The organism is Paraburkholderia edwinii (assembly GCF_019428685.1).
GTDB lineage: Bacteria > Pseudomonadota > Gammaproteobacteria > Burkholderiales > Burkholderiaceae > Paraburkholderia > Paraburkholderia edwinii.
Genome location: NZ_CP080096.1, coordinates 1994635 through 2017346, shown reverse-complemented (window position 1 = coordinate 2017346; position 22712 = coordinate 1994635). Strand labels below are relative to the sequence as shown.

General features: G+C 63.2%; 21 protein-coding genes. 9 read left to right on the top strand and 12 right to left on the bottom strand.

Features of this window, described 5'->3' with window-relative positions; translation table 11 throughout:
• Nucleotides 1-511 precede the first annotated feature (511 nt).
• Nucleotides 512-1471, top strand: a complete 960-nt coding sequence (locus tag KZJ38_RS30760; protein ID WP_219800836.1) for a LysR family transcriptional regulator — start codon at nt 512-514, stop codon at nt 1469-1471.
• A gap of 102 nt (nt 1472-1573) precedes the next feature.
• On the opposite strand, the gene KZJ38_RS30755 is transcribed toward KZJ38_RS30760, so the two are convergent.
• The 4 genes from KZJ38_RS30755 to lhpH form a co-directional block, all read right to left on the bottom strand.
• Entirely contained in the window at nt 1574-2620 is a 1047-nt protein-coding gene (locus KZJ38_RS30755; RefSeq protein WP_219800835.1) for an STAS-like domain-containing protein, read from the bottom strand.
• 137 nt (nt 2621-2757) lie between these two features.
• Nucleotides 2758-4242 (bottom strand): glucose-6-phosphate dehydrogenase, encoded by a 1485-nt coding sequence (gene zwf, locus KZJ38_RS30750; protein WP_219800834.1) that lies wholly within the window; start codon nt 4240-4242, stop codon nt 2758-2760.
• Nucleotides 4243-4547: 305 nt separating this feature from the next.
• Entirely contained in the window at nt 4548-5567 is a 1020-nt protein-coding gene (gene lhpI / locus KZJ38_RS30745; RefSeq protein WP_219800833.1) for a bifunctional Delta(1)-pyrroline-2-carboxylate/Delta(1)-piperideine-2-carboxylate reductase, read from the bottom strand.
• A gap of 78 nt (nt 5568-5645) precedes the next feature.
• Nucleotides 5646-6653: a trans-3-hydroxy-L-proline dehydratase gene (lhpH, locus tag KZJ38_RS30740; protein WP_219800832.1), complete on the bottom strand. Its 1008-nt coding sequence runs from the start codon at nt 6651-6653 to the stop codon at nt 5646-5648.
• A gap of 207 nt (nt 6654-6860) precedes the next feature.
• On the opposite strand from lhpH, the gene KZJ38_RS30735 reads away from it, so the two are divergent.
• Together KZJ38_RS30735 and KZJ38_RS30730 are read left to right on the top strand one after the other, a co-directional pair.
• Nucleotides 6861-7595 (top strand): FadR/GntR family transcriptional regulator, encoded by a 735-nt coding sequence (locus KZJ38_RS30735; RefSeq protein WP_219800831.1) that lies wholly within the window; start codon nt 6861-6863, stop codon nt 7593-7595.
• Between the two features lie 171 nt (nt 7596-7766).
• Nucleotides 7767-8618, top strand: a complete 852-nt coding sequence (locus KZJ38_RS30730; RefSeq protein ID WP_219800830.1) for a helix-turn-helix domain-containing protein — start codon at nt 7767-7769, stop codon at nt 8616-8618.
• A gap of 42 nt (nt 8619-8660) precedes the next feature.
• Here the strand turns inward: KZJ38_RS30730 and KZJ38_RS30725 are convergent, their stop codons facing one another.
• Together KZJ38_RS30725 and KZJ38_RS30720 are read right to left on the bottom strand one after the other, a co-directional pair.
• Nucleotides 8661-10550 carry an ATP-binding response regulator gene (locus KZJ38_RS30725; RefSeq protein WP_219803724.1) on the bottom strand — a complete coding sequence of 630 codons (1890 nt, stop codon included), beginning with the start codon at nt 10548-10550 and terminating at the stop codon, nt 8661-8663.
• A gap of 29 nt (nt 10551-10579) precedes the next feature.
• A complete protein-coding gene (locus KZJ38_RS30720; RefSeq protein ID WP_246641845.1) occupies nt 10580-10999 on the bottom strand; it encodes a putative pterin-binding protein in 420 nt (139 codons plus the stop codon).
• Between the two features lie 390 nt (nt 11000-11389).
• On the opposite strand from KZJ38_RS30720, the gene KZJ38_RS30715 reads away from it, so the two are divergent.
• The gene (locus KZJ38_RS30715; RefSeq protein ID WP_219800828.1) at nt 11390-12337 is read left to right on the top strand and encodes a phosphoribosyltransferase; all 948 of its coding nucleotides are present in this window, start codon (nt 11390-11392) and stop codon (nt 12335-12337) included.
• On the opposite strand, the gene KZJ38_RS30710 is transcribed toward KZJ38_RS30715, so the two are convergent.
• Nucleotides 12315-14024, bottom strand: coding sequence for an ATP-binding domain-containing protein (locus KZJ38_RS30710; protein ID WP_219800827.1), 1710 nt, complete (start codon nt 14022-14024; stop codon nt 12315-12317). The two genes, KZJ38_RS30715 and KZJ38_RS30710, sit on opposite strands and share 23 nt — an antisense overlap.
• A 346-nt stretch (nt 14025-14370) precedes the next feature.
• On the opposite strand from KZJ38_RS30710, the gene KZJ38_RS30705 reads away from it, so the two are divergent.
• The 3 genes from KZJ38_RS30705 to KZJ38_RS30695 all read left to right on the top strand — a co-directional run bounded on the left by KZJ38_RS30705 (nt 14371) and on the right by KZJ38_RS30695 (nt 16321).
• A complete protein-coding gene (locus KZJ38_RS30705) occupies nt 14371-14997 on the top strand; it encodes a glutathione S-transferase family protein (RefSeq protein WP_219800826.1) in 627 nt (208 codons plus the stop codon).
• An 87-nt stretch (nt 14998-15084) separates the two neighbouring features.
• A complete protein-coding gene (locus KZJ38_RS30700; RefSeq protein ID WP_219800825.1) occupies nt 15085-15711 on the top strand; it encodes a glutathione S-transferase family protein in 627 nt (208 codons plus the stop codon).
• 34 nt (nt 15712-15745) lie between these two features.
• Entirely contained in the window at nt 15746-16321 is a 576-nt protein-coding gene (locus KZJ38_RS30695; protein WP_219800824.1) for a Fur family transcriptional regulator, read from the top strand.
• A gap of 149 nt (nt 16322-16470) precedes the next feature.
• On the opposite strand, the gene KZJ38_RS30690 is transcribed toward KZJ38_RS30695, so the two are convergent.
• The 4 genes from KZJ38_RS30690 to kduI all read right to left on the bottom strand — a co-directional run bounded on the left by KZJ38_RS30690 (nt 16471) and on the right by kduI (nt 19860).
• The gene (locus KZJ38_RS30690; protein ID WP_219800823.1) at nt 16471-16929 is read right to left on the bottom strand and encodes a response regulator; all 459 of its coding nucleotides are present in this window, start codon (nt 16927-16929) and stop codon (nt 16471-16473) included.
• 282 nt (nt 16930-17211) lie between these two features.
• Nucleotides 17212-18084 carry a DNA-binding transcriptional regulator KdgR gene (gene kdgR / locus KZJ38_RS30685; RefSeq protein WP_219800822.1) on the bottom strand — a complete coding sequence of 291 codons (873 nt, stop codon included), beginning with the start codon at nt 18082-18084 and terminating at the stop codon, nt 17212-17214.
• A gap of 84 nt (nt 18085-18168) precedes the next feature.
• Nucleotides 18169-18966 carry a 2-dehydro-3-deoxy-D-gluconate 5-dehydrogenase KduD gene (gene kduD / locus KZJ38_RS30680; protein WP_425518427.1) on the bottom strand — a complete coding sequence of 266 codons (798 nt, stop codon included), beginning with the start codon at nt 18964-18966 and terminating at the stop codon, nt 18169-18171.
• A gap of 57 nt (nt 18967-19023) precedes the next feature.
• Nucleotides 19024-19860 carry a 5-dehydro-4-deoxy-D-glucuronate isomerase gene (kduI, locus tag KZJ38_RS30675; protein ID WP_219800821.1) on the bottom strand — a complete coding sequence of 279 codons (837 nt, stop codon included), beginning with the start codon at nt 19858-19860 and terminating at the stop codon, nt 19024-19026.
• 338 nt (nt 19861-20198) lie between these two features.
• On the opposite strand from kduI, the gene kdgT reads away from it, so the two are divergent.
• Entirely contained in the window at nt 20199-21245 is a 1047-nt protein-coding gene (gene kdgT / locus KZJ38_RS30670; protein WP_219800820.1) for a 2-keto-3-deoxygluconate transporter, read from the top strand.
• Nucleotides 21246-21308: 63 nt separating this feature from the next.
• Here the strand turns inward: kdgT and KZJ38_RS30665 are convergent, their stop codons facing one another.
• Nucleotides 21309-22013 (bottom strand): hypothetical protein, encoded by a 705-nt coding sequence (locus tag KZJ38_RS30665; protein ID WP_219800819.1) that lies wholly within the window; start codon nt 22011-22013, stop codon nt 21309-21311.
• Nucleotides 22014-22101: 88 nt separating this feature from the next.
• Between KZJ38_RS30665 and KZJ38_RS37230 the strand changes: the two genes are divergently transcribed.
• Complete coding sequence (locus KZJ38_RS37230) at nt 22102-22401, top strand: hypothetical protein (protein ID WP_425518385.1); 300 nt, start codon at nt 22102-22104, stop codon at nt 22399-22401.
• Nucleotides 22402-22712: the final 311 nt, after the last annotated feature.

The window sequence follows — 22712 nt, the reverse complement described above, 5'->3', positions numbered from 1 at the left end:
AATGCGTTGTTTAGTGCAACGGCGCGAGGAATAGGCAAATCTTCAAGACATTCAGGTATTCCCTGAGATGCCGGCGCTCCTTACTATAGGAACCCTGACGAGAGACCTTTGATGGGAGCTTCAGAGCACGCTTCCATTCACGCTTTTATTCATGTCAGGCCGCGTTCACCGTGCCGATTGCGTACTCCGCTACGCCCGCTCCGATGCCGCTGCCGGAAACGCGCCCGACCTGAATGAAACAAGCCTGCCGGCAATTGAAAGCCGCGGCTGCAAGGCCTCTCTTGCAGGAATCCCCATGACCACGACGGGCGGCAGTACCCAGTTTCGCCATCACGCCCCTTAACCGCCAATTAACCGCCAATTAACCGCCGCGCGCAGTTCAGCGGCGTAACCCTGGTTTCGCCCCGCAGTGCCGACGTGCCTTTTCGAGAGGCGTGTCGGCCGCTCGTCGTTGCTGCATGTTTTATCAGGTTGCTCTCTTGGCTGTACGCCGGACAAAGGAGAAGTCACTGTGATTGACCGTATTCAGGCCATGCGCACTTTTATCAGGATCGTCGATACGAATAGCTTCACGCGCGCCGCAGAGTCGTTGAACATGCCGCGCGCCACCGCCACGACGATCATGCAGAACCTCGAAGCCTTGCTCGGCACCGCGTTGCTGGTCCGCACGACGCGGCGTCTGAGCCTGACACCGGAAGGCGCCGCGTACTACGAGCGCTGCGCACAGATTCTCGCGGACATCGACGAAATGGAGGCGAGTCTGCGGCAGACGGACGCGAACCCGAGCGGACGGCTGCGCGTCGAGATGCCGGGCGCGGTCGCGACCGCGCTCGTGCTGCCCGCGCTCGACGATTTCCATGCGCGCTTTCCGAACATCGAGCTGTCGATCGGCGTGAGCAACCGCGCGGTGGATCTGGTCGGCGAGGCCGTCGATTGCAGCATCCAGCTCGGCGCGCTGCCCGACTCGGGGCTGGCGGCGCGGCGTCTTGGCACGCTCGAGCATGTGACATGCGCAAGCCCGGCGTATCTCGAACGCTTCGGCGAGCCGGAAACGCTCGACGATCTCACGCGGCACGTCGCGGTGAACTTCACGGCGCGCCAGAGCGAGCGCTCGGCCAGCTTCGATTTCGAAGTGGACGGCAAGCCGCTCGCGGTGAAGGTCGACGGTTTCGTCAACGTCAACGACGAGCAGGCCTGTTTGACCTGCGGCCTGCAAGGCCTCGGGCTGATCCAGCCGGCCCGGATCGCCGCGCAGCAGTGGCTCGATGCCGGCATGCTGCGCGAGGTGCTGCCGGAGTGGCGACCGGTGCCGACCACCGTCTCGATCGCTTACGTGAAGGGACGGCGCGTGTCGCCGCGCGTGCGCGCGTTCGTCGACTGGCTTGCGGAGCTGTTCGAGCACGCGGGACATGTCGAGGCCGATATGTCGCGCGTGCGGGAGTTGATGCGTGGGGGGTTGCATACGGCGTGACCAGCGGGCGTGAGAAGCGCTTGACCTAAAAAACCGTAAGCTCGATTTGAAGGTCTTGCGGGGTAGCCTCGTTTGTCGAACGGAGCTACCTCGCGCCAAACATCACTGAGCCGCTTCGCGCTGCGCGCGAGCGCGAGAGATCATCTGCTGTACGGCCACGCTCGTATTGGTCGCCAATAATTCTATTTCCGGATGCTCGTTCGCGAAGACGCGAAAGATCTGATCCGCAAACGCTTGGCCAATCATGTCGACGTTCCGGAAATCCAACACCACTCTTTTAAACAGGTCGAGGCGTGCAAGTAATCGTTTTGCCTGCGACCGCGAAATCAATTCGTCCACGCCGTATTTAGCGAGATCGACCGGCACGACAGTTCGGTCGAACGTGTAGTCCTCGTTTTCGGTGTATTCGTCGAAAATTTCTTTGGTTGTGTGTGCCGCACGATTGCTCAACGTCATAAAAACAGACGTACCGCCCGCAGCGACCTCACGTTCCATTACCACGTCTTCCGACGAATCCTTATGGTGATCGAAATAAAGTGCGCCCGAGAGAATCCCGAACTGGTCGAACATGCGCGAGGTGAAAAAGATCCCCTCCCCCGAGTGATTCTGGGGATCGGTGGTCAGTTTGCCTTTTGCCAATTCGAAGATTGCATGGCGCTCGTCGAGCAGATTCAATTCGGCCTGAATCTTTCTGAAGATCCCGACACCATCATCCGAAACCATGATTTCCGTGGATACCGCGGTTCGCGTGATTTTCACCAGAACCGTGGTCCCGTTTGAATGGTCGATCGCGTTATTAAAGATTTCCGTGAAGCCGTGGTGCCATATATTGAGCACGTTGGCTGGAAGCGGTTCGATCAAGGGCCTGACGACTTCGCTCCAGATCACGTTTTCTTCGAGTTCACCCGTCAACGGAAACCGGAAGCTCTCAGTGGCGAGAGGGACAAGCCTGTAGCGCGCATCCCTCGTATTGCCTTCTTTGACAATCGCGCCTTGCTCGCGCAGTACAAGCAGGTGCTTGTTCACAGCCTGGCGACTGATCGAGAAGTGATCTGCGGTGAGCGCGACGACGTCGCCCTGATGCGATTCAATATGTTCGAGCAGGAAACCGCGGACCTGCTCGCCTTGTGGACGGATTCTCGTATTCACTGCGCGCCTCTTTGACAACCTTAAGCGACTTAATTGTCAACTTTAAGGATTTTATTGTCAACCTTAAGAACGCGTCGTCACAAGGGTCATCCACGCAGGCCAAGCCCACCGGGGCTCGGCCTTTCTCTTTCAATCGCTCAAGACTCTTCCGCCCAGGCCATATTCTCGCGCGTCACCAGCGCAGTCGACGCGCCCGGCCCGAACGTACCGGCCGTGTAGGGCCGCGGCCGGTCGCCCGCGAGCTTCCAGCCTTCGATGATCGGATCGGCCCACGCCCATGCGGCTTCGAGTTCGTCGCGGCGCATGAAGTGCGTGAGGCGCCCGCGCACGACATCGATCAACAGACGCTCATACGCTTCCGCTCGCCGTCCCGTGAACGCCTGCTCGAGGTCGAGGTTCAGATTGACCGGCAGCGTGCGCATGCCGCTGCCCGGCTCCTTCGCGAGCATCTGCAACTGGATCGACTCGGCCGGCTGCAGCTGGATGACGAGCCGGTTGCCGCAGCTGCGCGGACCACACGGGCTATTCGGCATGATCGAGAACGGCAGATCCGCGAACTCGATGACGATCTCCGACACCTTCTTCGCCATCCGCTTGCCCGTGCGCAGGAAGAACGGCACGTGCGCCCAGCGCCAGTTGTTGATATGCGCGCGCAGGGCGACGAAGGTTTCGGCGTGGCTGCCCTGCGGCACGTTATCTTCCTCGAGATAACCCTTCACCGGCTCGCCGCCGACGGCGCCGGCCGTGTACTGGCCGCGCACGGTGTCGCGCGAAATATCTTCCGCGGTCATCGGGCGCAGCGAGCGCAGCACCTTGAGCTTTTCGTCGCGTACGGCGTCCGGGTCGAGCGACACCGGCGGCTCCATCGCGACGATGCACAGCAGCTGCAGCAAGTGGTTCTGCACCATGTCACGCATCGCGCCGGTCTGGTCGTAGAAGCCCGCGCGGCTACCCACGCCGACCGTCTCGGCCACCGTGATCTGCACGCTGCGGATATACGGCGCCTGCCATAGCGGCCCGAAGATCGCATTGCCGAAGCGCAGCACCATCAGGTTCTGCACGGTCTCCTTGCCGAGGTAGTGATCGATCCGGTAAATCTGCGGTTCTTCGAAGTGCTTGCCGACCGCGTTGTTGATCGCCTGCGCCGATTCGAGATTGTTGCCGAGCGGCTTTTCGAGCACGACGCGCGAGTGGCTGTCGATCAGCGAATGCGATGCGAGGTTGTCGCAGATCGTCGTGAACAGTTCGGGCGAGGTCGCGAGATAAAAGATGCGCTGCGCGTTCGGACGCGACGCCTGCGCGAGCCGCGCATAGTCGTCGGCGTTGTCGACGTCGATGCGCACGTAGTCGAAGAGCGCGAGGAACTTGTCCCACGCGGCCGCATCGAGCGCCTTGCGCTCGATAAACGGCTTCGAGTGCTCTTCCATGAAGTTCACATACTGTTCGCGTGTCCAGTCGCGGCGGCCGATGGCGAGAATGCGCGTGTCGCCGGGCAGATTGCCGTGCGAATGCGCCATAAACAGCGCGGGCAGCAGCTTGCGGGCGGACAGGTCGCCGGCGCCGCCGAAAATGATCATGTCGAGCGGAAGGTCCGGCGTAGCGGGAGCGTGGGAAGTCGTCATAGCGCGGTCGCACCAGGTAAGAAGCAGCGGTCGAAGAACTGGATCAGCGAGAAACGCGGCGGATGTACCTGTGCCCGGATTGACTTCATGCGGGTCTGGCGGACCGGGAAGATGGGAGCGCGGTTCGGCGCCCGTATCCGGTATCTGACCGCGGCGTTTTTCGTGAGACGCCTATGTTGCAACGTTTTCGTGTTGTTTGCACGTTGGGCGCGGCAAGGCCTGGATAGTGAACGGTCGTGCGCGAAGGTGTGGGATCAGTGAAGGCCTATGCGTGAAGGCCTACGGCGGGCCGCCGCGAGGCGCCGCTAGGCCGCCTTCAGCAGCCCGCGGGCGACGCGGCCCGCCGCCAGGTCCCATGCCGCGCAGCCGACGGTCTTGAAGACGCGCGGCGCGCCATCGTCGGTAGTCGCAGCGGCGCCGGCCGTGGGCGCATCAGTCGCCGCTACGCGGGCGATGCGCGCCGCGCGATCCGCCGCGCCTCCCAGCGCAACGACAATCCCCGCCACGTTCGCCCAGTCCACGCCCGCCTGAATCAGATCCCCTGCTTCATGCTTCGCGCCGGCCGGATCGTCAACAAACAGCGCGCTGCCGGAGAGCGTCCGCGCGCCGAGTTCCGCCATATCGGGCTTGAACGCGCCGACGCCAACCACGAGCCGCCCCGCGCGCGGCGCTTCGTTGTAGACGGCCGTGCGGCTCGTCGTCAGCGTGATGACGAGATCGACCGAATCGGGCACCGTCGTGTCTTCGACCGGCTGCAGCCGGGATCCCTGCGCTCCCGCCTTCGTCTGCAGCCTTGCGGCGTGCTCGTCGCAGAACGCATGCGCTCGCGCCGGCGAGCTGCCGCGCACGCGCACGAGCGCCTCGGGATACAACTCGCGCAACGCCTCGAGGTGGTTCGCCGCCTGCGTGCCGGTGCCGATCAGCAGCACATCGCGCGGCGACGCGCGGCTGAGCGTGCGCACACCGAGCATCGTCATCGCGGCGGTCCGGCGGCCCGTCACCGTCGGGCCATCGAGGATAAACAGCGTCTCGCCGGTATCAGGCTCGATCGCCATCACCTGGCCGTGAATCGTCGGCAAGCCGCGCTCGCGGTTGCCCGGGCACACGTTGACGAGCTTGTGGATCGCGAGGTCCGCCGCGGTCGCCGGCATCGACAGCAGCACGCCGCCGTCGTTGAGCGGCACGACAAGCCGCTCGGGGCTCGCGATGCGCTTCTCCGTGTAATCGACCACGGCAGTGGCCAGCGCATCGACGAGCGCCGGATAAGGCGTGAGCCGCGCGGTCTCGGCGCCGTTGAAAAGCGGCGTGGACAGGCTGTTCGGCATATCGATAAAGCCTCCGTCAGGTCAGGTCGGCGGTTCGATTTCAGGTCGGTGGTTCGAGATGCGATCGAATCGCGCGACTCAGCGCACCAGAAACCCATACGACAACGGATCGCGCTCATCGACAATCCAGTTCGCGAACCCGCAAATGTAGGCCTCGCCCTCGATCTCGGGAATCACCGCATCGAAGCGATCAAGCTTCGTTTCGCGCAGCACACGCCCGCGAAAGATCGTGCCGATCACCGATTCGTTGACGAGCGTCTCGCCCATCTTCAACTGCCCGCGCAGATAGAGTTGCGCGACCCGCCCCGCCGTGCCGGACCCCGTCGGCGACCGGTCGACCTCGCGGTCCGCGAATACGCAGCAGTTCGCCTGCGTCGAGCCCGCGTGGCGCGGCGCGTTATCGATGATCGTGCCGTACACGTGGTTGATTTCGGGAATGTGCGGATGCTGAACCTTGAACGCGTCGTTGGCCGCGCGCTTCACTTCGGCGCCGAAGCGGATCAACCGGTCAATATCCGATTCGCGCACCGCCAGCTCGAACGGCGCGCCCGACGTGTAAAAGTAGAACGCGCCGCCGAACGCAATATCGCCGCGCACCTCGCCGAAACCCGGCGTCTGCACGACGACATCGCGCGCCCAGATAAACGACGGCACATTGACGAAGCGCACGCTGCCCGCATGCGTGCCGTCCCATTTGACGAACGCCTCGATAAACCCGCACGGCGCATCGATGCCCACGCGCGTCTCCGGCTCGGTCCGCTCGACCCAGCCGAGCGATACGGCTGCCGTCGCGAGCGCAATCACGCCGTGCCCGCAATGGTCGCTATACCCCTCGTTGTGAACGAAGATGATGCCGAAGTCGGCGCCCTCGCTGACCGCATCGGTCAGATACCCGCCGTACATATCGGCGTGGCCGCGCGGCTCGAAGATCAGCGCGCGGCGCAGAGGGTCCGCGTGCTCCTTGAGCCACGCGCGCCGCTCGACGATGGTTTTGCCCGGAATTTTCGGCAGACCGCTGGTCACGATGCGAAACGGCTCGCCCGCGGTATGGACTTCGACCGTGCTGATCACGCGGTTCAGTTTCATGGCTTCGCGGCTCCCTGCATGGCCCGCTTTGCTTCATCAGGCAACGCCCTCGAATGATCCTTTATGCAGACCATTGTTGTCTCCGACTCAGACTGTTCTATACTGGCGCTGAATGTAGACCAGCTTTGGTTCTGTATCAACCAATATCAAAAAAATTGCGTCAAACTGGTTCAATTCCGGATCAGTCAGTCAGCGCGTTCTCCGGTCATGACATCGCTCCCGCCCGATAATCCGTTCCGTCCCAAGCAGATCTACGAGCAGGTCGCCGAGCGCATGCGCGTCGATATCCGCAACGGCCAGTTCGCGCCGGAGTCGCGCCTGCCGTCCGAACGCGACCTCGCGGCGCGCTTCGGCGTCGGCCGGCCCGCCGTGCGCGAGGCCATCGGTGCGCTGCAGAACGAAGGGCTCGTCCTGACGCGGCGCAATTCCGGTACCTACGTCTGCGCCGATGCGCTGCAGCGGCTGGCCACGGCGCCGGGCGGCGGCGCGGCGTTCGGCGCCGACGCGGACTTCAGCCCGACTTCCGCGCTCGACGTACGCCTCGTGCTCGAACCGGCCATCGCGCGGCGCGCCGCCATGCAGGCTCGGCGCGACGAGATCGCCGAGCACTATCTCGCGCAGATGGATTCGCTCACCGATGTCACCGATGCCGCGCAACGCGCGCTGTGGAACGACAGCGACCGGCTGTTTCACCGTCAGCTCGCCATCATGACCGGCGACGCGCTGTTCGTGAAGATCGCCGATGAAGTTGCGAAAGCAATGAACCAACCGCTGTGGAAGCGCCTCAAGGACGACGCGATCTACGACATCGGCCGGGTTCGTCTGTATGTGTCCGAACACCGGTTGATCTACGAGGCGATCGTCAACGGAGACGGCGAAGCCGCGGCGTTCTATGTCGAGCAGCACATCATGCGTGTGCGTCGGGACATTACGCCGAAATGAGGGCACCGAAATGACTGCAACGAAGTGAAGGGAGCACTTCGTCTTAACGGCGCAAAGCTTTATGCGTCAATCCAGTAGTCATCCTGATGCAATTTGCATGCACTTCCTCGTTAGAATACGAGAGACGCACGATGCCCAATGAATAACTCGACGACTGAACAAACATCCAGCATGTCCAACGACGCTCTCTCCGCTGACTCTCTCGCCGTTGCCGAACGCGTGCGCGAACTGATGAGCCGGCACGGCATTGCCAAGCGCCAGCAAACCAGCGAGTTGTGCCGCATCCTCGACCTGAGCTTCTCGCAGGGCCATCGCAAGCTGCGCGGCAACAGTCCGTGGACGCTCTCGCAAATCAGGAAAGTCGCCGAAGTGTTCGACGAGCCGGCCGCGCAGCTGTTCGGCGCGCAGTCGCTCGATCCGGGCATGGTCGGCGCAACGGCGCAGGAGGCGCTCTTCAGCATCGGCTCGACCGAGATTGCGTGTACCGCGTGGGTCGGCGCGCCGATCGAGCCGGGCAGCCGGCCCGAGTTCATCGCGTGGTCGAAGCACGACCAGTGGCGCGTCGTGCGCTGCGATGGCGCGCTTTATCAGAACGCGTTCGAAGTCCACAAGATCGAGATATACCCGCGCCGCGCGGAGACCGACAAGCCGCTGATCGCGGTGGTCGACGACGACCACGTCTCGGCGGACAATCTGCGCGACTACCTCGAGCGCAACGGCTTCGCGGCCGTCGCGATCTACGGCCTCGCGGCGTTCAACGAATCGTTGCAGACACAAGTATTCGATGGCGTCGTGATCGACTGGCTGTTCGGCGATCAGACTTCGGCCAACGCGATTCGCGCGGTGCGCGCGTCGGAAAACCCGGATGCGCCGATCTTCGTGCTGACCGGTGAACTGCTGACGGGCAAGGCCAGCGAGTCCGACATCAGCGAGATCGTGCGCGCATGCGATGTCGCGTGCTATGAGAAGCCTGCACGGATGGCGATTCTGGTGGCCGATCTGTCGAAGCGGCTGCGGCGCTAGCCGTTACGCCATCGCAGCCCGGCGAGACTGACACTGCTGACGTTACGCCACCGTGGCCGCCCCGCCCGCCGTACTGCCTTGCGCGGCGAGCGCGCGATGCACGGCGGCGTGCAGCACATCGTAGTGCACGGGCTTCGTCAGACAGTCGAAGAAAAGATGGGCGGCGCCGTGCGTCTGCAATTCAGGCGCGTAAGCGGTTACAGCGATCACCGGCACGCTGCGCGCACGCGCATCGTCCGCATTGAATGCACCGATGAACGCATAGCCGTCCTTGCCCGGCATCTGCAGGTCGAGCAGGATCAGTTCGCACTGCTGCGTCTCGAGCCACGCGAAGGCCGCATCCACGCCGCCGACCGCCGCGCCTTCGTATCCCATATGCTCGACCATCTCGCATAGCGATTCGCGCACGAGCTGGTTATCGTCCACCACCAGCACGCGCGGTCGCGCGGTGCGCCGCTGCGCACGCGCGGCGATGCTTGCCGCGGCCGGCGGCGCGACCGGCTTCACCGGAATCGTGACGGTAAAGGTCGAGCCGAGGCCCACGCGGCTATCGACTACTAGCTCGCCGCCGAACAGATCGACGAGCCCCTGCACGATCGCGAGCCCCATCCCCGCGCCGTCGAAGCGTCGCGCGCGCGATTCATCGAGGCGCGTGAACTCCTTGAAGATCAATGGAATCTGCGCACTCGGCACACCGGGCCCGGTATCGCCGACCACGATCACGAGCGCGTCGCTGCGCTGCTCGAAACGCAGCGTCACCGTGCCCTTTTCGGTGTAGCGGATCGCATTCGTCACAAGATTGGTGACGATCTGGCGAATCCGGTGCGGGTCCGACTCGACGAGGCCCACGGCCCCGCCGGCGCTGCTCGCGAACGCAAGACCACGCGCGTTCGCGGCCGGCTCGCTTTCGTCGACGACCGACGCAAGCAGGTCGCGCGGATCGAACTGCTCGTCGCGCAGTTCGAGCTTGCCCGCGCCGAGGCGCGCGTAGTCGGTCAGATCCTTCATCTGCGTTTCGAGCTGGCGCGCGGCCACTTCGAGACGGCGGATCACCTTGCGATCGGCCTCGGAGTGGAAGTTGAAACCGAGCAGTTCGATCGACGACACGATCGCGTGCAACGGCGTGCGCAGCTCGTGGCTGATCATGCCGAGAAACGCGTCCTTCGCGAGGCTTGCTTCGCGCGCGGCGCGCGTGGCCTGATGCTCGGCGTCGAGCGCGGCGCGCTGCTGCCTGATGAGCTTCGTGCGCCGCCGCGCGTTGACCACGAGCTGCACGCTCGCCGCCGCCGACAGCAACAGCAGCACCAGACCGGCCGCGAACAGCATGCGCCGCTTCGCCACAAAATCGGTATTGAGTGCCGTGCGGTTGGCCACCTCCGAGGTACGGCGCGACAGCGCGAGATGGTTGATCTCTTCCCAATGGCGGCGCAGCTCGAGCACGATCTTGTCGGCGAGCATCGGGTCGCGCGGCAACGCATCGAGCGTCGGTTCGAGCGCGGCGAGCATGTCGGTCAGGGTCTGGATCTCACGCTGCTGTTCTTCGGTGTGCGCCGCCTTCCCGGCAAGCTGGCGCGCGGCGAGCTGGCGCGTCGAACCGGCCATCACGCGCAGCTTCGACTGCAGCACGTGGTATTGCAGCCTCAATTGCGCGTAGTCGCCGTCGATGCCGGTTTCGTATTGCAGCAGCTGGCTTTCGAGCCGCGCATAGGCGATCTGCAGCTGCGCGGCGTCCCAGTAGACGCCGTCGTACGATTCCGCGAGCTGTGTCACGCGCGGGCTCAGCAGCGTCGCATAGAGCAGGTAGCCGATCGCGGCGGTCGGCGCGGCAAGCGCCGTCAGCCAGATCAGCACATAGACGATGCGCCGCCGCCACGGATGCGACGCGCGGCGTGTCGACGCCTGCGGCGACGGCTGCGCTGAGTCCGGCTGCATCGACGGCCGTTGCGTCTCCGGCCGCCCCGTCACTTGATGATCAAAGCCTTGATCTGCCATACGAATTTCGCATCCGTAGCCGCGCCGGTCAGTTCCGCCGGGTACGCGTCACGCGGATAAATGAGGAAGAGCGGTCCGAAATCGCTGATTTTGAGCCGCTTGCCGTTCATGCTATACGCGACGATCACACCATAACGATCGGTGTCCGACACCGGTAACGTGTACGTGTAGTCGTCGTAGGTGTGGACTTCGATGCGCTCGCCGTACGCACCCACCTCTTTCAGGATATCCGCGAGCAACGGGCCCGTGAAGGTCGATTTCGGCGTCCATGAGGTCGAGGTCGAAATCGAGTGCGCGGGCATCGCGAGAATCTGCGCTTCCGAAAAGTGAAACACGCGGTGCGCGCTATCCGTCGTATTGGAAATCTTGCCCGTGACATCGAGCGCCATCGGCGTCGCATGGGCCGCCGCGGCCGCGCAGCATCCGAGTATCGCAAATGTCAGCTTGTGACGTATTGCAGTGAACCCCCGGCTGCGCGAATGCCGCACTGTCCTGTCCTCTGCGTTGTACCCCGCGTTGCCCGCTGAGCCGCGCAAAATCCCGCGCAATTTCCCTTCCTGTTCCCGCATGACCTGGCCTGTTCTTTTCCGTTGTTTGTGGTGATTCACCGTACGCCTCGTCCCATGCGAAGCGCGATCCGAAGCGCGCATTCGGTGAACCGCATGCATAATATCGCCTCCATCCCGAAAAAGCCGTCACGCCGGCGGCTCACGCGTATCGACCCATCGGCCCTCTTCCAACGTCAATTCGCGCCATTGAACGTAACCGAACGCCAGCCCATGAAAAAGCCCGTTCTTCCGCTCACTTACGAAAAGCTCGACCACTGGATCGAATCGTTGCAGCCAGCCTTGCTGGCAGAAGGGTTTTCAGCCGCCATCGGCATCCTGCGCGGCGGCGCGCCCCTCGCGCTGATGGCGTCGCACAGTGTCGGCGTGCCCGTCGCGTTCCTCAGCTACGACCGCCGCGCGCGCCACGTCACGTGGGATTCGTCGCTGCCGCTGCCGGCGCCCGGTTCGAAAGTGCTGTTATGCGAAGACATTGCGGGCCGCGGCTTTACGCTCGTCGACTGCATCGCTTTTCTCGAACAGCATGGACTCGTCGTCAAGACGCTGACAGGCGCCTTCGACGAACTGAGCCGCATCCGCCCCGACTTCGCGAACGATGCGAGCGGCTATTTCGCGCTGTTTCCGTGGGAGCGCCAGGCGTACACCGAGGGTTATCGCGAGGACTGGCTGCAGGTCGAAGCCGGCGCCGCGAAGACGATGTCGCATGACCACGAGTACGCGTCCTACGCAATCGACCTCGACGGCATTCTGCTGCCCGATGTGCCGGTCACGCGCTACGACGCGGACCTGGCCGCAGCGCTGGCCGAACGCGATGCGCTGCAACCGTACGAGGCGCTGCCCGGCATCGACCTGCAGCACGTCCGCGCGGTCATCACAGGCCGGCCCCAGACGGACCTCGAACGCACGCGTGCGTGGCTCGAACGCCATGGCTTCGGGCATCTCGAACTCGTGATGCGGGTGCCCGACAAGCACGACGAAACGCCGCTCGGCGCCGCCGCGCACAAGGCGGCCGCCGCGTTGCGCTGCGGCGTCACGCATTTCATCGAAAGCGATCCGGTACAGGCGCTGCGCATCGCGCAGGCGGCGCCGCTCTTGCGCGTCATCTGGTGGGACGCGCAGACGCGTTCGGGCACGCTCGTCAATGCGTCGCGCTGGGGTTGAGCGCGGCCGTCTCCCCGGCTTCGCCTGCTCCACCCGCGCCTAACTGCAGATACCGCGCGGCACGCTGCGACGCGACGACGATCAGCTTCATGGTCGCGCGCGTCGCGCCGACGAAAAGCTTTCTCGCACTGCGTTCGTCGAACGCGTCGAAGTCGACTTCCGAGAGAATCACGCACGGCGCGGCCTGCCCCTTGAAGCGATAGATCGATTCGAGCAGCACGTCGCCATCGCGGTACTCGGGGCTGCCGAACAGATCGTATTTGCCGGTAAAGCTGCGCACGCGGTGCGGCCCCAGCTGATCGAGCGACGCGAGCACCGAGCCTTCGCGTCCGCGAAACGACAGCACGACGATGTCCTGCTTGCGAAAACCGAGCGAAAGCGCCTGGGTGATCGCGCGCTTGGTCGCGTCGACACAGCTGTCGGCGGCTTGCGCTTCGTCGTAGGTCGATAGCGCGATGTCGGAGCCGTCGAACGGACTCGCGGCGGTCAGCTCCGCCGCGTGCGGCACCGATGCGCCGACCACGTCGCGAAGATAGTCGAGAATGTCGCGCGGACTGCGGTAATTCGTCGATTCCTTCAGCACGGTCCAGCCCGGCAGCGCGACCGGCTCGCGCATATACAGGTTCTGCAGCGGATCTTCGAGCCACCACCACGCGCCGCCCGGCCGCAGCACGCGCTCGAGCGCCGGCACCCACGCTTCGCGGAAGTCCTGCCCTTCGTCGACGATCAGCACATCGTATTGCCAGCGCGCGTCGATCGGCGTCTGCGCGAAGACCGCTTCGAGTTGCGCAAAGACGTCCGGCGCGGCGAAGTCCGGCGCGCGGCCCGCGTCGCGCGCGATCCAGTCGCATAACTGGTGATAGTTCGCGACCTTCGCCTCGGGCGGCGCGACGCGAGCAATGTGATCGGCAAGCGGCCGGTTGAAGCACACGTAAAGCGGCCGCTGGCCGCGCGCGACCGCGTCGTTCATCACCTGCACCGCGAGCTGCGTCTTGCCCGAGCCGGCCGTGCCGATCACGCGCAGACGAAACGGCGTGAACTCCAGCCGCCGCGCCCATGTTGCGAGGCCGCCCGCGAGCCGCGTGACGAGCGTGCCCGCCTGGCCGACCAGCGCGCTCGCATCGGGCGTCAGCGACAGTTCGTCGGACAGGAAATGATGGATCTTTGCCGCGCATGGCAAACGCGGCTCGTCGGCAGGCAGCGCTTCGCGGATGATCGCCGCGAGCCGGTCCTTGCGCGTCGCGTCGACGATACGCGCCGGGTCGACGCCGGCAATCGCCGCATCTTTTACCGCATGATCGGGGCAGTACAGCAATTCCTCGATGAAGTAGGTGCCCGCGCCGAAGGCCGCGGTGAAACGCCGATGCAAGCCTTCGATCGTACGCGCCAGCGCGATCGCCACATTGCGTTCGGTCTGCAGATACGCCTTGACGAGCCCCTTCGGCGTTTCGCGCAGGAAGCCCGTTTTCTGTTCGACGATCATCACGCGCCCCGACGGCGCGACGATCACGAAGTCGGCTTCGCCGAACACCGAAAAGCCCTGGTTGACGCGCGTCCAGTGCACGCCGTGATAAACCGTGTAGCCGGCCGGCAGCGCCTCTTCGAGCAGCCTCAGCGTTTCGATTTCGCGCGCGGCGGCGCCGGCGGCGGCAACGTGCTTCCAGTCGTCGGGAACGATGCGGGCCATGCAATGCCTCGTGGTCAGTGACGCGTGTACCGGTTGAAGAAAGAAGTGAAGCGTTGTCGATGCGGCTTTCGCAGCGACCGCTCATTGTACGCAATGCCTATGATGACAATGCCGGAAAGGCCCGGCACAAGCGCCGCACAGCCACCGCGCAAGCCCCACCCAGGCACGTCATGCGCATGGCAAAAGCGCTGCGCGCACGCAGCGGCGTCGCACTGCCAACGCGACGGTGAACACGCGGCGGGCCATTTTGACCTTCGGTCGGATGATTCGGCTTCGTGTATCGTTAACCGTTGAACGCCGCGCGTGTGGGCGGCTTGCCAACCTGTCATGCAGAGGGATTTTGCCGGTGATTACAATCTGGGGACGCAGCAATTCCGTCAATGTTCAGAAAGTTTTGTGGTGCTGCGACGAGCTCGTGCTGCCGTACGACCGCATCGATGCAGGCCTGCAATTCGGGCGCAACGACACGCCCGACTATCTCGCGATGAATCCGACTGGCCGTATTCCGACCCTCATCGACGGCGACTACGTGCTGTGGGAATCGCATGCCATTCTTCGCTATCTTGCGATGCAATACGGCGCAACGAGCAGCCTCTATCCGAACGACCCGAAAGCGCGCGCGAGCGTCGACCGCTGGCTGGACTGGACACTCGCGATGCTCGTGCCCGCCGAACGGCCCGTGTTTCTCACCGTGGTGCGCACGCCGGCCGAACAGCGCGACACCGCGAAGCTTGCCGCTGACGTCACCGCGGTCGGCGCCCTGTGGAAGATGCTCGATGCGCAATTGCAAAAGCATTTCTATATCGAAGGCGAGAAATTCACGCTCGCCGACATCGTGATCGGTTCGTACGCGAAGCGCTGGTTCGGCCTCGAAGGTGTCGAGCGGCCGTCGCTGCCGAATCTCGAACGCTGGTACTCGCGCCTCGCGGCACGCTCGGGTTTCCGCAAATACATCGATTTCCCCCTCACCTGATGACGATGTGACGCGCCGCCGCGCGTGCCCGAGATAACAGCACGCGCATATCGGCCACACATCGAATCGCTTCCGCCTCACCACGATATGACAATCACGCTCTACGCCTGGGCCACGCCGAACGGACGCAAGATCAGCGTCGCGCTCGAGGAAATGGAACTGCCATACACGGTCAAGCCGATCGACATCGGCAACAAGGCGCAATTCCAGGAAGAATTCCTACGCATCAGCCCGAACAACAAGATTCCGGCGATCGTCGATCCGCAGGGTCCGGACGGGCAGCCGATCAGTGTGTTCGAATCGGGCGCGATCCTGCTTTATCTCGGCGAAAAGACCGGCAAATTCCTGCCGAAGAGCCTGCGCGACCGCGTACCGGTGCTCGAATGGCTGATGTGGCAGATGGGCGGTTTCGGACCGATGCCGGGGCAGGTGCATCACTTCGCCGCGCTGCAATCGGAAAGCGACCGCGCGTACGGATTCAAGCGTTTTTCCGCGGAAACGCGACGGCTTTATTCGGTGCTCGACACGCGCCTCGCCAAAACCGAATATGTGGCGGGCGATCTGTCGGTCGCGGATTTCGCGATTCTCGGCTGGGCGTGGCGCCACGAACGCCATAAGGTCGATCTCGCCGATTACCCGAACGTGCACCGCTGGTATCGGATGATGTTTGAGCGGCCCGCCGTGCAGCGCGGCTTCGATGTCAAACTCGACTGAATCCGCGCGCGCGCCGGCCCCTTATAATCTGCACATGAAAACCGCAAAGGCATTAGCGACCGCCGACAAGCCGGTCGCCGAAAAACCGGCGCCCGTCCGCGCGCGCGCCCATACCAGGCACGCCGGGCATACCGCGCACACCGGGCATCACCATCCCGCTTCGGCCGAAGCGGCGCTCGCGCTTGCCGACGAATATTGCCGCGAGCGCGGCGAAAAGCTCACGCCGATCCGCCGCAAGGTGCTCGAACTGTTGCTCAACTCGGGGCGCGCGACCAAAGCCTATTCGCTGCTCGACGACATGCGGCAGATTCACCCTGGCTCGGCGCCGCCCACGGTGTATCGCGCACTGGATTTTCTGCTCGCGGCCGGGCTTGTGCACCGCATCGAGTCGATCAACGCATTCACGGTTTGCCACGATCTGACGCAATGCCAGCACGGCATGCTCGTGGTGTGTCAGCAGTGCGGCAGCGTCGCTGAACTGCATCAGCCGAAGTTGCGCGAAGCGCTGATCGCGCAGGTCGAGCACGCAGGCTACCGTCTCGCGGGCGAAGAGATCGAGCTGAAGGGGCTGTGCGCAGCATGTCAGGCAGCGCAAGCCGCCGGCAACTGAAGCCAGCCGATCCGCGCAGCACGAAATCAGGCACAAAAACAGGCACAAAATCACGCAATAAGCGCGCGAGCACGCGCCAAAACGCGTGGGGAACGCGTCGCAAGCGCGTGGCAATGCGTGGAAAACGCGCGCGCCTTGCGGTCCGCTAGCTAACCCGCCGCACGCGCGCCGATCGCGTCGTGCAACAGCGTCACCAGCGTCTCGGGACGGGCCGGCTTCGTCATGAAATGTTGGAATCCCTCGCCAATGCTGCGCAAGCGGTAGGCTTCGTCGGTATGGCCGGTAATTGCAATCGCCACCGCGGGCGCGTGATCACCGCGAATCTCGTGATCGCGTAACCGCTGGATCAGATAGAACCCGTCCATCGCAGGCAAGTCGATGTCGCATACGACAGCGTCGGGCATCACACGCACCGCCGCTTCGACTCCCTCCTCCGCATCCGACACCGCCACCACATGCGCGCCTTCGGACTCCAGCAAACTCTTGAGCGACTCGCGATTCTGCGGGTCGTCTTCCACAAGCACGATCGTCGCCTGATCGAGCCTTAATGCACCGTTCATTTTTGCGTTGTTACCTAAAAAGCAGCTGTTGTTCAGCTGTTTATGCATTCTGACGTGGTCTTGTCAGGCACTTGCACCGCGCCAGCGCCGACAGCGAATAGACTGTACGACCTTCACCACCCTTGCATATTTACACGACGTTCCTGCACAAAACCGTCGGCTCGCTGTTCGCCGTGCGGTTCGTATCAATCTACCGTCCATTGACCTAACTGCGTCCGACGAGTTGCAAGGAAGTGTACGCTGCTGCGCAATGCACCGCAGCGACGCGGGCGACGCCACGTTAGCCCAACTTTAAGGCGCGCGCGTGACCGTACGGACCCTGCACAATGCTCAATCCGGTGCGCGAACACTGTCCTGATAGCCCAGTTGTGCCGAAATCGCACGCCCAGCCTCTTTTAGCAACGCGACATAATGCGCTTTCGTATCGGCGCCGCAACGCATGCTCGGAAACGAAATCGAAAGCCCTGCGATCACGCGCCCGAACCGCTCGAACACTGGCACCGCGATGCATTGCAGCCCTTCTTCCTGCTCTTCGTTGTCCTCGCCGTAACCTTGCTCACGCACATGCGGCAGAATGCTCAGCACGGCTTCGGCCGACGCCAGTGTCTTCTGCGTCGACTTGCGGAACACCACTTGTGCTAGCACGTTGCGTGCCTCGTCGGGTTCCATCCACGCAAGCAGCACCTTGCCGATCGCCGTGCTGTAGAGCGGATTACGCCGCCCGATGCGCGATTGCATGCGCAGGTCGTAGTCGGCGTCGATCTTGTGGATATAAACAATGCTGTTTTCGTCGAATGCGCCGAGGTGAATCGCTTCGCGCGTCAGTTGCGAAAGACGGCGCATCTGCACATCGGCTTCGCGCACGAGGTCGACACTTTCAAGCGCCTTTGAACCGAGTTCGAACAGTTTGATGGTCAGACGATAGCGGTCGGTGTCCTCTTCCTGCGCGACATAGCCGAGGCTCTTGAGTGTCTGCAGGAAGCGGTGCACGGTACTCTTCGACATCACGAGACGCTGCGACAGTTCGCTGATGCCGATTTCGCTATTTGCGCCGAGCGCTTGCAGGATGGCGAACACCTTGTTGACGGCCGCGACCGATTCGCCGCGTTCGCCGCCGCCGTCCGCGGCGAGTTCCGCGCCGCCGGCCAATGCGATATCGCCGACTTTCTCGTCGGCTTTAATCTTTCTCGCTGCCACTCGCATGTTTGATCATCCGTTGATTCTCCCTGGAACGAGAGGATAGCGCTTTTGCATGCGCGCGCGACGTATTCAGGCCAATACAAGAGATCAGCGCCCGAGCCACCCGCCGTCGACGGCAAGCGTATGGCCGTGCACGTAGTCCGATGCGGCAGAAGCCAGAAACACGACGGGCCCGGCGAGATCGCCGGGTGCGCCCCAGCGGCCCGCGGGAATGCGCGCGAGGATTTCGCCGCTGCGGCGTGTATCGTCGCGCAGCGGCTCCGTATTGCGCGTGGCCATATAGCCGGGCGCGATCGCATTGACATTGATGCCGCGTTCGGCCCATTCGTTCGCGAGCAGGCGTGTCAGACCGAGCACGCCGCTTTTCGCGGCCGTATACGACGACACGCGCACGCCGCCCTGAAACGACAGCATCGACGCGATATTGATAATCTTGCCGCCGCTCTTCTGCACGACGAACTGCCGCGCGACGGCCTGGGCGAGAAAGAACACGGTCTTGAGGTTGACACCGGTTACCGCGTCCCAGTCTGCTTCGGTGAAATCGAGCGCGTCGTTGCGGCGAATCGTGCCCGCGTTATTGATCAGCACATCGATGCGCCCGTACGCGTCGAGCGCCTCGCGCACGATGCGCGCGACGGGTTCGATCGTGCCGAGATCCGCCTGCACATCGACACAGCGCCGCCCGATTTCGCGTATCACGCCCGGCGTATCGCCAGGCGCGCTGTGATAAACGCCGACGATGTCGCAGCCGGCCCGCGCGAGCGCGATTGCCATGCCCGCTCCAAGGCCCGTGTTGCTGCCCGTCACGATCGCGACCTTGCCGGTCAGATCGAACAGGCTGGCGCTTATGGGCGTGCTCATCGGCGCGCTGATTGGCGTGCTCATCTGCGTCGTTACCGGCGGCGCGGTCTGCATATCCGTGTCCTTCCGTTCACCGCGCCGTTAGCGCAGGTCCGCGACCGCGACGTGGTCCATGTCCTTGAACACGAGGTTCTCGCCGACCATCCCCCAGATAAACGTGTACGCGCGCGTGCCGACACCGGAATGAATCGACCAGCTTGGTGAAATCACGGCCTGTTCGTTGTGCACGAGAATGTGCCGCGTTTCGTGCGGCTCGCCCATCATGTGAAAGACCGCCGCGTCGTCCGCAAGATTGAAGTAGAAGTACACCTCCATGCGGCGGTCATGCGTATGACACGGCATCGTGTTCCAGAGGTTGCCTTCCTCGAGCTTTGTCATGCCCATCGATAGCTGGCAGGTCTGTACGACCTCGGGCACGATGAACTTGTGAATCGTGCGGCGATTGCTCGTCTTCGGGTCGCCCAAGGTTTCCGGCGACGCTTCGGCGAGCGTGATGCGGCGGGTCGGATACGACGTGTGCGCGGGCGCACAATTCAGATAGAACTTCGCGGGCCGCGCCGCATCGACGCTGCCGAACGTGACCGACTGCGCGCCCTGCCCGATATACAACGCTTCTTCGTTGCCGACCTCGAAGCGCTTGCCGTCCACCTCGACCCATCCGGCGCCGCCGATATTGATCGCGCCGAGTTCGCGCCGCTCGAGCAGAGTGTTGACGCCGATCGCCTTGCCGAGCGACGCCGACACCTCGACCGGCCGCGACACCGGCAGCGCGCCGCCGACGATGATGCGGTCGATATGGCTATACGTGAGCTTCAGCGCATCCGGCTCGAACATATTTTCGACGAGAAACTGTTTGCGCAGCCCCGCGGTATCGAGCGTTTTCGCGTGCTCGCTGTGGATGCTTTGGCGAACGTCCATCGGTTGTCTCCATCCGGAACAAGGATCGCGGCATGCGCCGTCTGCCGCGCATTAGAGCATGAATCGATTATTTTCGGAACATCGGTCCGAAATTGTTCACGCTCTAGCACGCCACTTTATGCACATCCAATCCGCGTGAATGCCCGATGCAATATGGGTATGCCGAAGACATCCATTACGTAGGTGTAAACGATGACGCAGGAACGCCAATATTTTTAGAACGCTGTTTCATGTCGGTGCTAAATTGCAGTCCAGCATCGCGTAGGGCGCACGACGCCCGGCGGCGCAACCCATAACAACCGATCGGGCACGACCCGTTTCGTGGAGGAGCACTCCGCATGAAGATCAAGCAAGCGATCGACCGCATTCCCGGCGGACTGATGCTGGTTCCGCTGCTGCTCGGCGCGTGCGTGCACACGTTCGCGCCGCACGCGGGCAAATATCTCGGCTCGTTTTCGAATGCGCTGATCACCGGCACGCTGCCGATTCTCGCCGTCTGGTTCTTCTGTATGGGCGCGAGCATCAGCCTGAAGGCGACGCCGGTCGTGCTGCGCAAAAGCGGCGTGCTCGTCGTGACCAAAGTGGCGACCGCCGCGCTTGCCGGCGTGATCGCCTCGCACTTCCTCCCGCCGGGCGGCATCACGTCCGGATTCCTCACGGGCCTCTCCGCGCTGACCGTGATCTGCGTGATGAACGAGACCAACGGCGGCCTCTATATGGCGCTGATGCAGCAATACGGCACCAAAGAGGAAGCCGGTGCGTTCTGCCTGATGTCGCTCGAATCGGGGCCGTTCATGACGATGGTCACGCTCGGCATTGCGGGCCTCGCGAGCTTTCCGTATGCAACGCTGTTCGGCGCGCTGCTGCCGTTTCTGATCGGCTTCGCGCTCGGCAATCTCGATCCCGAACTGCGACGCTTCTTTGGTTCGGCCGTGCCCGTGATGGTGCCGTTCTTCGCTTTCGCGCTCGGCAACAACCTCGATTTCGCGGTGATCGCGAACACGGGCCTGCTTGGGATTCTGGTCGGCGTCTGCGTCATGCTCGTAACCGGCACGACGCTCGTGCTCGCCGATATTTTTCTCGCGAAAGGCAACGGCACGGCGGGCGTGGGCGCGTGTTCGACGGCGGGCGCCGCGGTCGCGGTGCCGCAGATCATCGCGGGTATCGAGCCGCGTTATGCGGCGGTTGCGCCGGCCGCGACGGCCCTGGTTGCGACCTCGGTTGTCGTGACCGCGCTGCTGACGCCGATCGTCACGTCGCTATGGGCGCGTCGCTGGGGTGTGCTGTCGGCGAAGTATCGCGATGCTGCCTATGCGTCGCGCGATGCGCGGGCCGATTCGCAGACGCTCGATGCGCAGATGGAGCGCAGGCCGCTTGAGCAATGAGCGAGCGCCGCGTGCAAGACGCGACCGGCATCGATATGCCTGCCTGTTAAGCTGAAGCGCACACTAGGTGGGCTGACGGCCATTCTGTTGATCACGCAGTGAATTAACGTCTACCGGCTCGTACACGTTTAACGCATCGACTGCCGTGATGAAGTCCATCGGACCTTCGAGTTTCGGCTTGCCCGGCTCGGGCGGGTTGGGAAAGCTGAATATGACCTTCTCCAGCCGGCGGCTGCGTTCGTCGCGCGCCGGACCGCTGAACAGCTGACACGCGCCTTGCCACAACAAGGTTCTCCCGAGCGGACCGTAGTCATACGTGCTTTCAGCGAACGACGGCAAAGTGCTATTGAACGTACGCGAGTTCGGCTCCGCTTCACCCGTTTCCCGAAGCTTCAGCGAAGGCAGTGCAAGTCCGTCGAACGCCTTTTGCGCGAGATATCGATCGGGCGAACCGCTGGATCCGGACTGAAGCACATAGTGCACAACATCCTGAAGTAGCCGCGCATCGAGTGGATTTGCGGGCTTGCGCCTGAGTTCTTCCGCGAGCTTCGATTCGACCGCGGTTTTCTGTTGAACCGTCATCTGGTCGGCAGCCAGACCGAGTTGCCGGATATCACTGCTTGCGGTGTTATCCGGCGCCCACTTGCGTTGCCCGACAGAAGCGCGACCGGCCAGGCGTTCGATCACCTCGTCGACACCACGTGGCCCACTCGCCTGTGGCGCTGTCGATACCGCTGCATTTGTCATCGCAGTGCTGTTGCTGAACATTTCACTCCCTTTGGCTAAAGCGGACGATCGATCATCCTTTCCTGCCTGACGATACTGCCGCCGGCGAGCGGTGAGGTGCTAGCCGGTCATGCATCGCCGCGTCGACGATTCGCCGCGACGCGTGCTCGTGATCGGCGCGGCCTGCATAGTCGGCTTCGTCGACGAAGAGCGGCACGCGCGCTTGCAAGCGGCGCTGCTGGCAGGCGCCGCGTTGCCGCACTCGCTCAATCCTGTTGCGATTCGCCAACTGCCCGATGCCTTGCGCAGCGCCTATCTTCAGTCGTTTGCCCGCGCATTGCATACCGTATATCTCACTGCGGCGTGCGTGGTGATCCTTGCATACGCGCTCGCGCGGCTCATAAAGAATCATCCGCTGCGCAAGCACTGATGCGCCGCATCCGCGAAACAGCTGATTGTTCGCCAATGCGTCATCGTCACTCGATTAGCTATTCTTATGATTAGAAAAACGGCGTACGCAAACATGTGTGCGCCGTAAAAATTCCCTCGTGCAATCGTCTAAGTTGGTAGTGCGACAACGCATCTGTGCGGTAGGTAACAACGGCGATTGACGCGCTGTTGGAAACCACCCATATTTTCTTCAAGCGGCTGCGCTCGGTCCGGCCCCGCCGCTTCCCTGCGCATGTAGATCGTAAGTTCCGCGTATCCTCGCTGATCGCTTCAACGACGATCCTGAGCATG